This is a genomic window from Pseudomonas sp. SDT291_1_S447 (genome assembly GCF_054070155.1).
In genome coordinates, this window is sequence record NZ_JBSVXS010000044.1 from 1 (window position 1) to 16,296 (window position 16,296).

Genomic DNA, 16,296 nt, shown 5'->3' on the forward strand with positions numbered 1-16,296 from the left:
TCAGCCAATGAATTCATCGACTGATTCACCGCTATCGCGAGCAGGCTCACTCCTACAGGGTTTTGTATTTGGCTCTGAGTCAGGCGTACTGCGCGGCAGCGTAGCCCGAGGCCCAGGCCCACTGGAAGTTGAAACCGCCCAAGTGGCCGGTGACATCGAGCACTTCACCGATGAAGTACAGGCCGGGGCTTTTCAGCGATTCCATGGTCTTGGACGACACTTCACGGGTATCAACGCCGCCGAGGGTCACTTCGGCGGTGCGATAACCTTCAGTCCCCGCCGGCACGACTTTCCAGTTGCCCAGCTTCTCGGCAATTTCCGCCAGTTCCGCGTGGGTGTACTGCTTCATCGGCTTGGACGCAAACCAGTTGTCCGCCAGCAGATTGGCCATCTTCTTGGTGAAGATCTCACCCAGCAGGGTTTTCAATTCGCTGTTCGGGCGCTCGGCCAGTTGCTGCTGCAACCAGCTCGCGGCGTCGTGATCCGGCAGCAGGTTGATCTCCACCGTGTCGCCGGATTCCCAGAACGAAGAAATCTGCAAAATCGCCGGGCCGCTGAGGCCACGGTGAGTGAACAGGATGTTCTCGCGAAAGCTCTGATCGTTGCAGCTGACCAGACAATCCACTGAGGTCCCGGACAGCTCGGTGCAGAGTTCCTTGAGTTGATCGGTGATGGTGAACGGCACCAGACCGGCGCGAGTCGGCAGCAGCTCGTGGCCGAACTGCTTGGCGACCTGATAACCGAACCCGGTGGCGCCCAGCGTCGGGATCGACAAGCCGCCCGTTGCGATCACCAGCGACTGGCATTGAACCTGACCGAGGGTGGTGTCGAGCAAGTAACCGCTTTCGACCTTCTCGATAGTCTGGATCGACGTGTCGAGGTGCAGTTCGACACCGGCCTGATCGCACTCGGTCAGGAGCATTTCGAGGATGTCGCTGGACTTGTTATCGCAGAACAACTGGCCGAGTTTTTTCTCGTGGTACGGCACGGCGTGTTTGCCGACCATGCCGATGAAATCCCATTGGGTGTAGCGCGCCAGTGCGGATTTGCAGAAATGCGGGTTCTGCGAGAGGAAATTGCTCGGCTCGGTGTACATGTTGGTGAAATTGCAGCGGCCACCGCCCGACATCAGGATTTTCTTGCCGGCCTTGTTCGCGTGGTCAAGCAGCAGCACCTGACGCCCACGCCCGGCGGCGGTCAGTGCACACATCAACCCAGCGGCGCCAGCGCCAATGATCACGACTTCGGTAGAGCGCAAAACGGTGTCCTCAGAAATGTCACCACAAAACGAACTGTAGGAGTGAGCCTGCTCGCGATGGCGGTGTGTCATTCAACATAGAGGTTGGCTGACAGATAGCTATCGCGAGCAGGCTCACTCCTACAGGGGAGTTACGTTGTTCTTAAAGGATACGTACGCGCAGCGAACGGCCCTTGATCTTGCCGTCGTTCAGACGCTGCAAGGCCTGCATGGCCACGGTGCGGTCCACGGCTACATAAGCCTGGAAGTCGAAAATCGCGATCTTGCCAACCTGCGCACCCGGAATGCCGGCGTCGCCAGTCAATGCACCGAGAATGTCGCCCGGACGCACTTTGTCTTTACGACCGGCACCGATGCACAGCGTGGTCATCGGCGGCTGCAGCGGGGCGAGGCCCTGGGATTTGAGGTTATCGACCTGATCCCAGTTCAGCGGCGATTTCTGCAGCTGTTCGATGGCTTGCGCACGGTGCGCTTCACCCGGAGCAACCAGGCTGATGGCGATGCCTTTCTCGCCAGCACGACCGGTACGGCCGACGCGGTGAATATGGATTTCCGAATCGCGCGCCAGTTCGACGTTGATCACCATGTCCAGTGCATCGATGTCCAGACCACGGGCGGCGACGTCGGTGGCGACCAGTACCGAGGTACTGCGGTTGGCGAACATCGCCAGCACCTGATCGCGGTCACGCTGTTCCAGATCGCCGTGCAGGCCGACGGCGGAAATGCCTTTGGCGGTCAGGTGATCGACGGTTTCCTGCACTTGCTGCTTGGTGAAGCAGAACGCCACGCAGGACGCTGGACGGAAGTGGTGCAGGACTTTGGTCACTGCGCTCATGCGGTCTTCCGGGGAGATCTCGTAGAAACGCTGCTCGATCTGCGTGTCATCGTGGAACGCTTCGGCTTTCACCGTTTGCGGATCGCGCATGAATTTCGACGCCAGTTGCTTGATGCCCACCGGGTAAGTCGCGGAGAACAGCAGGGTCTGACGACGCTCCGGGGTCTTGATGATGATGTCTTCGATGGCGTCGTAGAAACCCATGTCGAGCATGCGGTCGGCTTCGTCGAGGATCAGCGTGTTCAGGCCATCGAGGACCAGTGAACCCTTGCGCAGGTGCTGCTGGATGCGGCCCGGGGTGCCGACGATGATGTGCGCGCCGTGTTCCAGCGAAGCGATCTGCGGGCCGAACGACACGCCGCCGCACAGGGTCAGGACCTTGATGTTGTCTTCGGCACGGGCCAGACGACGAATTTCCTTGGCGACCTGGTCGGCCAGCTCACGCGTCGGGCAGATCACCAGCGCTTGGCAACCGAAGTAGCGCGGGTTGATCGGATTGAGCAGGCCGATGCCGAACGCAGCGGTCTTGCCGCTGCCGGTCTTGGCCTGGGCGATCAGGTCCATCCCCTTGAGGATCACCGGCAAGCTCTGCGCCTGGATCGGCGTCATCTGGGCATAACCGAGGGATTCGAGGTTAGCCAGCATGGCGGCGGACAGCGGCAGAGTATTAAAAGCGGTGGCGATGGTGGTCACGGGACTGGCCTGCAAAACAAAATGTCGCGCAGTGTAGCAGCCCCGTGCCACTTTCTTCGAAAGTTCTGGACGAACAGTGGTTAATGTTCGATGTGTTCTTCCGGACGTTTCGCGCGGCGGCCGTCTTCTTTCGACAGTTGCGAGAAGATCGTCGCGGCCAGCATCGCCATGATGCCGACGGTGACGAAGGTCAGTTGGAACGCACCGAGCACGGTCTCGACGCCATCGTTACCAACCTCCGCGGTGAACCCGCCGAGCAACGCACCGGCGCAGGCAACGCCAAGACTCAACGACAACTGCGCCACCACCGAGAGCAAACTGTTGCCACTGCTGGCGCTGGCATCGTCGAGATCAATCAACGTCACGGTGTTCATCGCAGTGAACTGTAGCGAGTTGATCGCGCCTAGCACTGCCAGCAGGCACAGCAGCAACCAGTACGGCGTCTGCTCGCTGACCAGGCCCATGCTCGCCAGCATGATCCCCAGCGCCAGGGTGTTGCCGGTCAGCACGATTCGATAGCCGAGGCGCTCGATAAGCGGTCGCGCCATCCATTTGGCAAACATCGCCGCCGCCGCCAGCGGCAGCATGCTCATCCCCGCTTGCGACGGCGAATAGCCCAGCGCCACTTGCAACAACAACGGCACCAGAAACGGCAGAGCACCACTGCCCAAACGGGCGAACAGGTTGCCGAGAATACCGACGGCAAACGTGCGGGTCTTGAACAGCGACGGTGCGAACAGCGGGTTTTCAATGTGCCCGGCGCGCAACCAGTACGCCGCCAGACAAGCCATGCCGCCGAACAGCAGCAACATCACGCGCAGGTGCGGCAGGTGCAGTTCGCCGAGGCCTTCCATCGCGATGGTGATCAAAATCATCGCCGCACCAAACAGCAGGAAACCCAGGCTATCGAAGCGTGTGCGCTCAGTGCCGCGCAGGTCGGGAATGAACTTCCACACCGCGTAGCAACCGATGACGCCGACCGGCAGGTTGATCAGGAAGATCCAGTGCCACGTCAGGTATTCGACCATCCAGCCGCCCATGGTCGGGCCGATCAGCGGGCCGAGCAGGCCGGGGATGGTGATGAAACCCATGATCCGCACCAGCTCGGATCGTGGGTAAGCGCGCAGCACCACCAGTCGCCCGACCGGCAGCATCAGCGCACCACCCAGGCCCTGAATGACCCGGGCGCCGATCAGCATGCTCAGGCTGCTCGATAGCGCACAGAGCAGTGAGCCGAAACTGAACAGCAGAATCGCGCCGAAGAAGATTTTCTTGGTGCCGAAACGATCGGCGATCCAGCCCGAAGCCGGGATCAGCAGGGCCACGGTGAGCATGTAGGCGATGATCACGCCTTGCATGCGCAACGGATCTTCGGCCAGATCGCGAGCCATGGCCGGCAGGGCGGTGTTGAGGATGGTCCCGTCGAGGGACTGCATGAAGAAAGCGATGGCGACGACCCACGGCAACCAGCGGGCAGTGATGGCGTCGAGAGGCGGGCGGTTGGGCATGGAACCTCTTGTCGTTGGAGTTAATGCATATCCAAGGTCGAGCACGGTCAGTGTGGGAGCGAGCTTGCTCGCGAAAGCGGTAGGTCAGTGCCATCAATGTTGAATGACATGGCCTCTTCGCGAGCAAGCTCGCTCCCACAGGTGTTGCGTTTACAGGGTCAGGGTTAAACGGCTGACCAACGCCCCCGGCAGCAACGCCGACGAGGTATTGCGCTGGCTGTACGTACTCGCCGACAGCAGCAACTCGCGCTCGGCGGTCAACGCTTCCAGCTGCGAACCGAGCAGGCTGTAAGCGCTATCGTCAAAGCGCATGGTGCTCACCGGCGCCTGAATCTCGCCGTTCTCGACCCAGAAGGTCGCGAAGCGGGTCATGCCGGTCATTCGCGCGGCCGGTTGATCCGAGTAGTTCAGGTACCACAGGTTGCTGATGTACAACCCGGTGCCCAATTGCTTGAGGATCTCTGCTTGCGACAGATCACCTGCCGCCATGTTCAACGCACTTGGCATTTCACCGCCACCGGCGCCGTTGGCGGCCAGACCGTATTCAGCGGCACTGCGTGAGCCGACCAGTTGATCGCCAGCCTTGCCTTCGACGATCAGACGCAAATCACTGCGTGGATAACCTTCGCCGGAAAACGCCGGGCTCAACGATTCGCTGACTTTCTCGTCCAGCGACACCAGCGGACTGAACGCCTGATCGCCGACATACAGCTTCTGCAACGGGCTGCTTTTGCTGGCAATCGACTGCGCCGAGAAACCGCCCCAGCTCAGCATGCCCATGATTTCTTCCAGCGCCGCTGGCGCCAGATACGCGCGGTATTGCCCCGGTGCCAAGGTGCGCAGCGGACGACCGAGAAATTCCAGTTGCTCGCGCGCCTGAGCAAAGCGCTTGGCAAAACCTTCACTGCTCCAGTCATGCCCGGCGTAGCTGGCTTTCACCGCTTCGCCGTTGTCGTGGAACAGGCTGAAATCGAAGTTGAAGCTGTTGGCCTGATGCCAGCCAAACGCCCCCGCTGAACTGGCGAAACCCCGGCTGATCGGGCCGGCGGCATAGAAGCCCACCAGGTCCAGACCCTCAGCGGCAGCACAGATTTCATCGACAACCTGTTCAGTGTCCGGTAGCGGATGTTCCTGCACGTTCTGGCTCTGCCAGCCGTTGTGGTTGAGCAACAGATACGGATCCTGCGGCAGCAACGGCAGGGTTTCGCGCAGTTGTTGCAGGCCTTCGGCAAGCCGTTGCAGATCGCCTTCCTGATCACCGGACAGGGTGACTTGCAGGTCGGCGTGGCGACCATCGTTAATCAGCTTCAGGACGATATTGGCCTGCTGCACTTGCCCGGCCTGACGCACCTTGGCGTGATTGAAACGCACGAACGCCGAGGATTCGGCGGCAAAGCTGAGGGTGAACTGTTCCGGCTCGCGCACGCTGTCGCGCAGCCACTCGACCATGACCTTGAAGGCGTCGGACTGACTCTTCGAAATGCTCATCAGGCGTCTCCCCCAAACACATCAACGTTGCTGAATACGCAGGCCGGCGAAGCGTGGCCGACGCGGATCACCTGGTTCGGTTCGCCCTTGCCGCAGTTCGGCGTGCCCAGCACCTTGACGGTGTTGGCGTCGCCGACGGCGCGCAGGCTTTTCCAGAAGTGCGCGGAAATCGCCCGGTAGTTCGGGTTTTTCACCACGCCTTTGAGTTCACCGTTTTCGATCAACTGGCCCCATTCACAGCCGAACTGGAATTTGTTGCGCGCATCGTCGATCGACCACGAGCGGTTGGTGCTCATCAGAATTCCGTGCTCGATGCCTTCGATCAGCTTGTTCAGCGGCTGATCGCCCGGCTCGATGTTGAGGTTGGCCATGCGGTCGATCGGCGGCCGGTTCCAGCCACAGGCGCGACTGTTGGCAACGCCGTCGAGACCGGCGCGGAACTGCGACAGCGCACCGCCCAGCGGACGCAACAACAGGCCATCGCGAATCAGGAATTGTTTGCTGGCCTTGCTGCCGTCGTCATCGTGGCCATAGCTGGCCAGTTCTTCGGGAATGCCCGGATCGAAGGTCACGTTGAGTAGTTTCGAGCCGTATTGCAGGCTGCCGAAGTCGCTGGTCTTGACGAAACTGGTGCCGGCGTAATTGCGCTCGTCGCCGAGGATGCGGTCGAGTTCCAGCGGGTGGCCGATGGATTCGTGGATCTGCAGCATCATTTGATCCGGCATCAACAGCAGATCGCGCGGGCCTTGCGGGGTGTTCGGCGCGAGCAGCAGTTGCAAGGCCTGATCGGCGACTTGCGGGCCGGCGCCGATCAGACCGCAGCGGCTGATCACGTCCGCGCCGCCCTGTTGGCCGAAGTTCTCGCGCCCGAGGCTGCGGGTCTGGCTGTCATTGCCGTCGTAAGCGGTGACGTCGAGGCCCGGGTAGACGAAGCGCTGGGCCTGGCGCAATTCGGCCCCGGCGCTGCTCAGGTAGATCTGTTCGACGTGGGTAATGCCAATGCTCACCTGCCAATTCACCAGGCGCTCATCCTTTGGCACCGAGGCGGATTCCGCGCCGAGCAGCTCAAAGCATTCGCTCAGGGACGGGAAGGGTTGTTCGAGATTGGGCGAAAAGTAATCAGCGCGATCGCTGGACACTGGCTGATCGCGCAGGTCTAGCAGTGCGTGCGGCTTGAGCCGGCGCGCTTGCCGCTCGGCGCGTTCGAGGGCGGCTTGCAGACCTTGTTGCGACAAGTCATTGGTCGCCGCGTAGGCCTCAACGCCATTGACGCGCACGGTAAGCATCGCTCCTTCGTCACGGCTCAGGCTCGGCGGTTCGGCGACGTTTTTACGCACCGACAGGTACTGCCCGGACTCGCGTACATACCGCAGGGAAAAGAACTCAGCGCCCGTGCGCAAGGCAGCGAAGCGCTGCTTGAGCTGGGGGTGGAAATCGAACATTCGGGAACCTCCTTGTCAGGGGGAAGCGGTAGAGCAGCGGCGGGGAGGGGGTGAAACGGTTGCGCGAGGTCTAGAGTAGGCCTGCGTGGGGGTAGGATCAAGTGAAGAGGGGGTGTAGGGGGATTTACTGTGCAGCGAGGGAATTTGTGCTGAATGTGAGGGCCCCTTCGCGAGCAGGCTCACTCCTACAGTTAATCTCCAGTGTCCACAGAGTTTGTGTTCACTGGAGATCCTTGTAGGAGTGAGCCTGCTCGCGATCAGCCTTGATGCGGTACCAAGTCTTACTGAGCAGCCGGGGTGATATCACGCATCGGCTTGCCCTTCACCGGCGCATCGCCCGCTACATAGTAAGCAGCGGTGCTACGCGGCAGCGGCTGGCGGCCACGGATCTTGTCGGCGATTTTCTCGGCGATCATGATCGTCGGCGCGTTGAGGTTGCCGGTGGTGATGATCGGCATGATCGAGGCATCGACCACACGCAGGCTCTGCATGCCGTGCACGCGACCTTCGCCATCTACTACAGCCATCTCGTCGGTGCCCATCTTGCACGAGCAGGACGGGTGGAACGCAGTTTCGGCGTGCTCACGGATGAACTTGTCCAACTGCTCATCGGTTTGCACTTCGATGCCCGGGCTGATTTCGCGGCCACGGAAAGCGTCCAGCGCAGGCTGCTGCATGATTTCACGGGTCAGGCGGATGCCGTCGCGGAATTCCTGCCAGTCTTGCTCGGTGGCCATGTAGTTGAACAGGATGCTCGGGTGCTGGCGCGGGTCTTTCGACTTGGCCTGGATGCGACCACGGCTTGGCGAACGCATGGAACCCATGTGCGCCTGGAAACCGTGCTCTTTCACACCGTTGCTGCCGTTGTAGTTAATCGCTACCGGCAGGAAGTGGTACTGAATGTTCGGCCATTCGAATTCCGGACGCGAACGGATGAAACCGCCGGCTTCGAACTGGTTGCTGGCGCCGATGCCGGTGCCGTTGAACAGCCATTCCGCACCGATGGCTGGCTGGTTGTACCAGAGCAGCGACGGGTACAGCGAAACTGGCTGAGTGCACGCGTATTGCAGGTACAGCTCAAGGTGATCCTGCAGGTTTTCACCGACGCCCGGCAGGTCGTGAACGACCGGGATGTCGAGCGACTTCAGCAGTTCGGCAGGGCCGACACCGGAACGTTGCAGAATCTGCGGCGAAGCGATGGCGCCGGAGCACAGCAGGACTTCTTTGCGCGCTTTGGCTTCAACGCGCTCTTCGGCGTCGCCGACCAGATAACGCACGCCAACCGCACGCTTGCCTTCGAACAGAATCTTGTCGGTCAGGGCGTGGGTGACGATGGTCAGGGTCGAACGCTTTTTAGCGGTGTCGAGGTAGCCACGGGCGGTGGATGCACGACGGCCGTTCGGCGTGACGGTGCGGTCCATCGGGCCGAAGCCTTCCTGCTGGTAACCGTTCAAGTCTTCGGTGCGCGGGTAGCCGGCCTGCACGCCGGCTTCAACCATGGCGTGGAACAGCGGGTTGTTGCCCGCCTTCGGCGTGGTCACGCTGACCGGGCCTTCGCCACCGTGGTAATCGTTCGGGCCGATGTCGCGGGTTTCGGCTTTGCGGAAGTACGGCAGGCAGTCGAGGTACGACCAGTTTTCCAGCCCCGGCAGTTTCGCCCAGCCGTCGTAGTCCATCGCGTTGCCGCGGATGTAGCACATGCCGTTGATCAGCGAAGAACCGCCGAGGCCTTTGCCGCGACCGCATTCCATCCGGCGACCGTCCATGTGTGGCTCTGGATCGGTTTCGTACGCCCAGTTGTAGCGACGACCTTGCAGCGGGAATGCCAGGGCAGCCGGCATTTGCGTGCGGAAGTCGAAACGGTAGTCAGGGCCGCCTGCTTCGAGCAGCAGAACGGTGACGCCAGCGTCTTCAGTCAGACGGGTCGCCAAGGTGTTACCGGCCGAGCCGGCACCGATGATGATGTAATCGAATTCTTGGGACATTGAATGCACCCTCTTTAGATGTGGTCAGGTCGGGCCTGACGAGTGCTTTGCACTCGATTCGCGAAGAGGTTCGCCCCCACATTGGAATGGGATCTCCTGTGGGAGCGAGCCTGCTCGCGAAGACGGCCTCACGAGCAATACAGGACTCGGGTCTTAGAACACCGAGACGTAATCGCCCAGCTCGACCTGTACCGATTTGATGCGGGTGAAGTTGTTCAGCGAGCTGATGCCGTTTTCACGACCAACACCCGACTGCTTGTAACCGCCAACCGGCATTTTTGCGTCGGACTCGCCCCAGGCGTTGATCCAGCAGATACCGGCTTCCAGTTGATGAATCACGCGGTGTGCGCGGTTCAGGTCTTTGGTGACGATACCGGCGGCCAGACCGAAGTCGGTGTCGTTGGCGCGGCGGATCACTTCTTCTTCGGTCTCGTAGGAGAGGATCGCCATCACTGGGCCAAAGATTTCCTCACGAACGATGGTCATGTCGTCAGTGCAGTCGGTGAACACGGTCGGCGCCACGAATGCGCCTTTGGCGAATTCGCCGTCGGTCAAACGATCGCCGCCGCACAGTACGCGGGCGCCTTGCTCTTTACCCTTGGCGATGTAGCCCAGCACGCTTTCCATGTGCGCGAAGCTGACCAGTGGGCCGAAGTTGGTGTTTTCGTCTTCCGGGTTGCCAACGCGGATACGCGCAACGCGTTCAACGATCTTGGCTTCGAAAGCGGCTTTCAGGTGCGCCGGTACAAACACGCGAGTGCCGTTGGTGCAGACCTGACCGGAGCTGTAGAAGTTGGCCATCATCGCGGTGTCGGCAGCGCGATCGAGATCGGCGTCGTCGCAGATGATCAGCGGGGACTTGCCGCCCAGTTCCATGGTCACGTCTTTCAGCGACGAAGCCGAAGCGCTGGCCATCACCTTCTTGCCGGTGTCGGTGCCGCCGGTGAAGGAGATTTTTTCGATACGCGGGTGTTCGGTCAGCCAGGTGCCGACTTCACGGCCGCTGCCGGTCAGTACGTTGAACACGCCATTGGGTACGCCGGCTTCGGTGTAGATCTCGGCCAGTTTCAGGGTGGTCAGCGAGGTCACTTCGCTGGGCTTGAAGATCATCGCGTTACCGGCCGCCAGGGCTGGTGCGGATTTCCACAGGGCGATCTGGATCGGGTAGTTCCACGCGCCGATACCGGCGACAACGCCCAGCGGCTCGCGACGGGTGTAGACGAACGAAGTGTCACGCAGCGGGATCTGCTCGCCTTCGATCGCCGGCACCAGGCCTGCGTAGTATTCCAGCACGTCAGCGCCGGTAACGATGTCGACGTACTTGGTTTCGGAGAAGGATTTGCCGGTGTCCAGGGTTTCCAGCGCGGCCAGCTCATCGTTGCGCTCGCGCAGGATGTCGACGGCGCGACGCAGGATGCGCGAACGCTCCATGGCGGTCATCGCGGCCCAGATTTTCTGGCCCTTTTCGGCGCTGACCACGGCGCGCTCGACGTCTTCCTTGGTCGCACGTTGCACCAGTGCGAGGACTTCACCGTTAGCCGGGTTGATGGCTTCGAAGGTGGCATCGCTGCCGGCGTCGGAGTACGCGCCATCGATGTAAAGTTTTTGCAGTTCGAAACGGGCCATAGTGTCCTCGCAAGTGCATTGGTGGTTGGCGTTGACCACCGCGGTGAGGCTGCGGTGGCGGTTCAGGGGCCGAGCGTTTTCTGTGTGCTCTAGCTCACCTTCTTGGCCAATTGGAAATCCATGTATTCGTAAGCGATCTGTTGCGCCTGCGCCGTGTCGAAAGCGTCTCCCGACAGCGCGCCGCGCAACCACAAGCCGTCAATCAACGCTGCCAGCCCCCGCGCTGCGCTGCGCGCATCTTCGAGCGACAGCACACGGCGGAACTGGCAGCACAGGTTGGAATACAGACGGTGATCGTTGATCCGCTGCAACCTGTGCAAAGACGGCTGGTGCATGCTGGTGGCCCAGAAGGCCAGCCAGGTTTTCATTGCCGGGCCATTGACTTGGCTGGCGTCGAAGTTGCCTTCGATGATCACCTGCAGATGCGCCCGTGGGCTGTCATCTGCCAGCGCCTGACGGCGCGCGGTGACGCTCTCGCTGAGGGCTGTCATCAGATACCGCATCGTGGCGGCAATCAGGCCGTTCTTGTCCTGAAAGTAATGACTGATGATGCCATTCGAGACACCGGCCAAACGGGCGATCAGCGCAATGCTGGCGTCCCCCATTCCGACCTGATCGACCGCCTGCAAAGTGGCTTCGATCAGTTGTTGGCGGCGGATGGGTTGCATACCGACCTTGGGCATCTTGCACATCTCCTTAGGCCTTCCGAGCGGCGAATCACGCCTATCGGATTGACGGCCAGTCTATTTTGTTTTGATTGAACGTTCAATCAACAAAGAATAAGATCTGCGACAAATCGTCGCTGCCTACAGATTTTTCCTACGTGTAAGTGGCGATAAAACCGACATCCGAAACAGCTCGAAACCTGCGTGGGGCATGGCGCGGTTCGCGATTCGATGGACGTGTTGAAAGGGCAAGACGCTCAGGGCCAGGTTTCGGATGAACGTCCGTCCACCTTCGGCCACGAAAGCGATTCGCAGCGCCATTTCGGCAGGTTCGGGCATTTTTCGGGGTGTCTTTATATCACCCGCCGGTCGGCTGCCAACTAACCGATTGGTCGGGTTCCGTGTTGCCTTGTGTTCTTCTCTCGCACTGCCTGGAGCATTTGTGCCATGAGTTCTGCCTCGCTTATAAAGACCCCGCCCGAGAAGGTGACGGTCAACGGTTGGGTGTTTTACACCTCTACCGCGCTGATTCTGTTGTTGACCGCCATTCTGATTATCGCCCCGCAAGAGGCCGGCAGACTGTTGGGTATCGCTCAGGCCTGGTTGTCGCGCAGCTTCGGCTGGTACTACATGGTGGTGATCGCCGCCTACCTGGTGTTTGTGGTGGGCCTGGCGTTTTCCTCGTACGGCAAACTCAAACTGGGCAGCAAGGATGACACCCCGGATTTCAGTTACGGCGCCTGGGCGGGGATGCTGTTCTCGTCGGGTATCGGTATTTCGCTGCTGTACTTCGGCGCGTCCGAGCCACTGGATCACTACTTCAATCCGCCGGAAGGCGCCTCGGCCAGCAACATGGCCGCGCGTCAGGCAGTACAGCTGACTTTCCTGCACTGGGGCCTGCACGGCTGGGCGATTTACGCACTGGTCGGCTTGGCTGTTGCGTACTTTGCTTACCGTCATAACCAGCCACTGGCACTGCGTTCGGCGCTGTATCCGCTGGTCGGCGAGCGTTGGGTCAAAGGCGCTGCCGGTCACGCGGTGGACGGCTTCGGCATGTTCGTAACGCTGCTGGGTCTGGTGACGAACCTGGGGATCGGTTCGCTGCAAGTGTCGTCGGGCCTGGAAAACCTGTTCGGCATGGAACACAGCAACACCAACCTGCTGATCGTGATCATCGTGATGAGCACCGTGGCGACCATCGCTGCCGTGTCCGGCGTGGAAAACGGCATTCGCCGTCTGTCCAACCTGAACATCGTGCTGTTCAGCGGTCTGCTGATTTTCGTATTGCTGTTTGGCCCGACTCTGCACTTGCTTAACGGCTTCGTGCAGAACATCGGCGATTACCTCAATGGCATCGTGCTGAAAACCTTCGACCTTTATGTGTACGAAGGCGACAACGCCAAGTCCGAGCGCTGGATGGGCCTTTGGACCCTGTTCTACTGGGCGTGGTGGATTTCCTGGGCGCCATTCGTCGGCATGTTCATCGCGCGTATTTCCCGTGGTCGTACCGTGCGTGAACTGGTGGCTGGCGTGCTGCTGATTCCACTGGGCTTTACCTTGGCCTGGCTGTCGATCTTCGGTAACTCGGCGCTGGACCTGGTGATGAACCATGGGGCGGTGGAGCTCGGCAAAACGGCGCTGGAACAGCCGTCGATGGCGATCTATCAATTGCTTGAACATTACCCGGCGTCGAAAGTCGTTATCGGTGTGTCGATCTTTGTCGGTTTCGTGCTGTTCCTGACCCCGGCCGACTCCGGCGCGGTGATGATGGCGAATCTGTCCTGCAAGGGCGGCAACGTCGATGAAGATGCGCCGCACTGGCTGCGGATCTTCTGGTCGGTGGTGATCACCCTGGTGACCATCGGTCTGCTGTTCGCCGGTAACTTCGAAGCCATGCAAACCATGGTGGTGCTGGCCGGTCTGCCGTTCTCGGTGGTGCTGGTGTTCTTCATGTTCGGCTTGCACAAGGCGATGCGCCAGGACGTGCAGATCGAACAGGAGCAGGCGCAACTGGCCGAGCGCGGTCGTCGTGGTTTCAGCGAGCGTCTGACGCAACTGGATCTGCAACCGAGCCAGTCGGTGGTGCAGCGTTTCATGGACAAGCAAGTCAGCCCGGCGCTGGAAGATGCCACCGCGCAGATGCGTGCGCAGGGGCTGGAAGTGCAGACGCTGTTGGGTAAATCCAAGCGTTGCATGGGCGTGCGCGTCGAGATGGAAGAGGGCAACCCTTTTGTCTACGAAGTGAGCCTGGACGGCTATCTGGCGACTCCGACCGAATCGGCTCAATCCGATGAAGCGCGCCAGCGTTACTACCGCGCTGAAGTGTATCTGCACAACGGCAGCCAGGATTACGACCTGATGGGCTTCACGCAGGATCAGATCACTCGGGATGTGCTCGATCAGTTTGAAAGCCATCGGCAGCTCCTTGGCCGGGTGTACAGCTAAAGTCAAAAGCTTGCCCTCACCCCAACCCTCTCCCGGAGGGAGAGGGAGCTGACCGAGGTGTCTTGCGCTATACGCCGACTTGAAAGATCGAGTCGATTATGGATTGGCTGCAGCAGGTTGCGAGCTTCTCCAAATCTGAGTTCCACTCGGTCATTCAGGTCGGCGTAGTTCGAAAATACAACTCGGTCAGTCCCCTCTCCCTCTGGGAGAGGGCTAGGGTGAGGGGCTTTTTCCCTGACCCAATAAAAAAGGGATCGCTCACCGCGATCCCTTTTTTTATCCCGCCTTAACCGAGGTTCTTGCCCAACAGCGCGTGATACAACTCGCTGTCACCCAAGATCCCCACCACATGATTGTCATCGTGCAGCACCAGCTTGTTGCCGGTCTGATAACGAATCTGCAACGCATCACGCATGCCGATATTCGAATCCACCAGCGTCGGCTTGCGCTCCAGCCCCTCCACCGCTTGCCCCGGTGCCCAGTTCTGCAGGTTCAACACTGAACCATTCTGCCGCGCACCCTTGATGGTGTTGCCCTCGGCCAGGTCCAGCCACGAATCGCCGCCCGGATCGAGACACACCGAACCGTTGATACGTTTGCATTTGTCCAGTGTGCGCATCAGGCTGCGGCCGCAGAGCACATTGAGCGGATTGGTGTGCGCGACGAAGGTACGAACATAGTCGTCCGCCGGGTTCAGCACGATTTCTTCCGGCACGCTGTACTGGATGATCCGGCCATCCTTCATGATCGCGATGCGGCTACCCAATTTGAGCGCCTCGTCGAGGTCGTGACTCACGAACACAATGGTCTTGTTCAGCTTGCGTTGCAGTTCCAGCAGTTCATCCTGCAAGCCCTGACGAATCAGCGGGTCGAGCGCCGAGAACGGTTCGTCCATCAGCAGAATATCGGCGTCCATCGCCAGCGCCCGGGCCAAGCCAACACGCTGCTGCATGCCGCCGGAGAGTTCGTCAGGCTTCTTGTTGCGCCATTGGGTCAGGCCAACCAGTTCGAGTTTTTCGTCGACCAGCTTCTTGCGTTCCTTCTCCGGGCGACCCTGCATTTCCAGACCGAAACTGATGTTCTCGCGCACCGTCAGCCAAGGCATCAGGGCGAACTTCTGGAACACCATGGCGATGCGTTTGGTGCGCATCATTTTCAGCTCGGCGGGGGTGCAGGAGGCGATGTCGATCTGGCGGTTTTCATGCTCGACGAACAGCTTGCCGCGGCTCACGGTGTTGAGACCATTGATACAGCGCAGCAGGCTCGACTTGCCGGAACCGGACAGGCCCATCAGCACGCAGATCTCGCCTTTGTTGATGTCCAGCGTGGCTTTTTCCACGCCGACAATCTGCCCGGTCTTTTTCAGGATCTCGTTGCGGGTCATGCCCTGATCGAGCAGCTTGAGCGCCTCGCGCGGATCTTTGGAGAAGATTACGTCGACGTCTTCGAAGCGAATTATGCTCATGCGTCACCCCCTACTTTGGCGTCGGGTTGTTTGCAGATACGGTCGAGCATGATCGCCAGCAGTACGATCGCCAGGCCCGCTTCGAAGCCCAGGGCGATATCAGCAGTGTTCAGTGCGTTGACCACCGGTTTGCCGAGTCCGTCGGCGCCTACCAGTGCCGCGATCACCACCATCGACAACGACAGCATGATGCACTGGGTGATGCCGGCAGCGATGCTCGGCATGGCGTGAGGCAGTTCGATCCGTGAGAGCAATTGGCGACGCGAGCAGCCGAAGGCCTTGCCGGCGTCCATCAGTTCTTGCGGGACATCGCGGATGCCCAGGTAGGTCAGGCGGATCGGCGCAGCGATGGCGAACACCACCGTGGAGATCAGGCCCGGCACCACACCCAGCCCGAAGAGGGTCAGGGTAGGAATGAGGTAAACGAAGGTCGGTACGGTCTGCATCAGATCGAGTACCGGACGCATTAAAGTGTAGAACATCGGTTTGTGCGCGGCGACGATGCCCAACGGCACGCCGATGACCACGCAGACCAGGGTCGCGAACATGACCTGGGCGAGGGTTTCCATGGTTTCCTGCCAGTACCCCAGATTGAGGATCAGCAGGAAGGAGGCGACCACAAACGCGGTCAGGCCCCACTTGCGTTGAATCAGATGGGCGATGATTGCAATCAGGCCAATCAAGACCAGTGGGTTGAACCAGGTCAGCGCAAACGTCACGCCGTGGATCATCGTTTCCAGGGTCACGGCGATTGCGTCGAAGGTGTTGGCGCCGTGTTGCGTCAACCATTCAACGAAGCCCGCGATGTACTGGCCTAAAGGTATTTTCTGATCAATCAGCATGGTAGTGAACGTCCGCATGCAAGGAAATAAACAGCCCGAGGGAG

At 60.3% G+C, this 16,296-nt stretch carries 11 protein-coding genes; 1 reads left to right on the plus strand and 10 read right to left on the minus strand.

Annotation, left to right across the window (positions count from 1 at the left end; all coding sequences use genetic code 11):
- Positions 1 to 79: 79 nt before the first annotated feature.
- From ACW9IR_RS15650 to betI, 8 genes are all read right to left on the minus strand, one after another.
- Entirely contained in the window at positions 80 to 1,258 is a 1,179-nt protein-coding gene (locus ACW9IR_RS15650) for an NAD(P)/FAD-dependent oxidoreductase (RefSeq protein WP_457464064.1), read from the minus strand.
- Positions 1,259 to 1,400: 142 nt separating this feature from the next.
- Positions 1,401 to 2,738 (minus strand): ATP-dependent RNA helicase DbpA, encoded by a 1,338-nt coding sequence (gene dbpA, locus ACW9IR_RS15655; protein ID WP_238704423.1) that lies wholly within the window; start codon positions 2,736 to 2,738, stop codon positions 1,401 to 1,403.
- Between the two features lie 128 nt (positions 2,739 to 2,866).
- Positions 2,867 to 4,294 (minus strand): multidrug transporter subunit MdtD, encoded by a 1,428-nt coding sequence (gene mdtD / locus ACW9IR_RS15660; RefSeq protein WP_457464066.1) that lies wholly within the window; start codon positions 4,292 to 4,294, stop codon positions 2,867 to 2,869.
- Positions 4,295 to 4,444: 150 nt separating this feature from the next.
- Entirely contained in the window at positions 4,445 to 5,782 is a 1,338-nt protein-coding gene (locus ACW9IR_RS15665; protein ID WP_457464068.1) for a TldD/PmbA family protein, read from the minus strand.
- Positions 5,782 to 7,224, minus strand: a complete 1,443-nt coding sequence (locus tag ACW9IR_RS15670) for a TldD/PmbA family protein (protein WP_457464070.1) — start codon at positions 7,222 to 7,224, stop codon at positions 5,782 to 5,784. The genes ACW9IR_RS15665 and ACW9IR_RS15670 overlap by 1 nt, the downstream gene beginning before the upstream one ends.
- A 281-nt stretch (positions 7,225 to 7,505) precedes the next feature.
- Complete coding sequence (gene betA / locus ACW9IR_RS15675; protein ID WP_038363117.1) at positions 7,506 to 9,209, minus strand: choline dehydrogenase; 1,704 nt, start codon at positions 9,207 to 9,209, stop codon at positions 7,506 to 7,508.
- Between the two features lie 153 nt (positions 9,210 to 9,362).
- Positions 9,363 to 10,835, minus strand: coding sequence for a betaine-aldehyde dehydrogenase (gene betB, locus ACW9IR_RS15680; protein WP_077574839.1), 1,473 nt, complete (start codon positions 10,833 to 10,835; stop codon positions 9,363 to 9,365).
- An 89-nt stretch (positions 10,836 to 10,924) separates the two neighbouring features.
- Complete coding sequence (gene betI, locus ACW9IR_RS15685) at positions 10,925 to 11,518, minus strand: transcriptional regulator BetI (protein WP_007918292.1); 594 nt, start codon at positions 11,516 to 11,518, stop codon at positions 10,925 to 10,927.
- Between the two features lie 429 nt (positions 11,519 to 11,947).
- Between betI and betT the strand changes: the two genes are divergently transcribed.
- The gene (gene betT / locus ACW9IR_RS15690; RefSeq protein ID WP_008085768.1) at positions 11,948 to 13,945 is read left to right on the plus strand and encodes a choline BCCT transporter BetT; all 1,998 of its coding nucleotides are present in this window, start codon (positions 11,948 to 11,950) and stop codon (positions 13,943 to 13,945) included.
- A 286-nt stretch (positions 13,946 to 14,231) separates the two neighbouring features.
- Here the strand turns inward: betT and choV are convergent, their stop codons facing one another.
- Both choV and choW read right to left on the minus strand, forming a co-directional pair.
- Positions 14,232 to 15,410 carry a choline ABC transporter ATP-binding protein gene (choV, locus tag ACW9IR_RS15695; protein WP_064119193.1) on the minus strand — a complete coding sequence of 393 codons (1,179 nt, stop codon included), beginning with the start codon at positions 15,408 to 15,410 and terminating at the stop codon, positions 14,232 to 14,234.
- The gene (gene choW, locus ACW9IR_RS15700; RefSeq protein WP_457464073.1) at positions 15,407 to 16,252 is read right to left on the minus strand and encodes a choline ABC transporter permease subunit; all 846 of its coding nucleotides are present in this window, start codon (positions 16,250 to 16,252) and stop codon (positions 15,407 to 15,409) included. Before choW ends, choV begins: the two co-directional genes overlap by 4 nt.
- Positions 16,253 to 16,296: the final 44 nt, after the last annotated feature.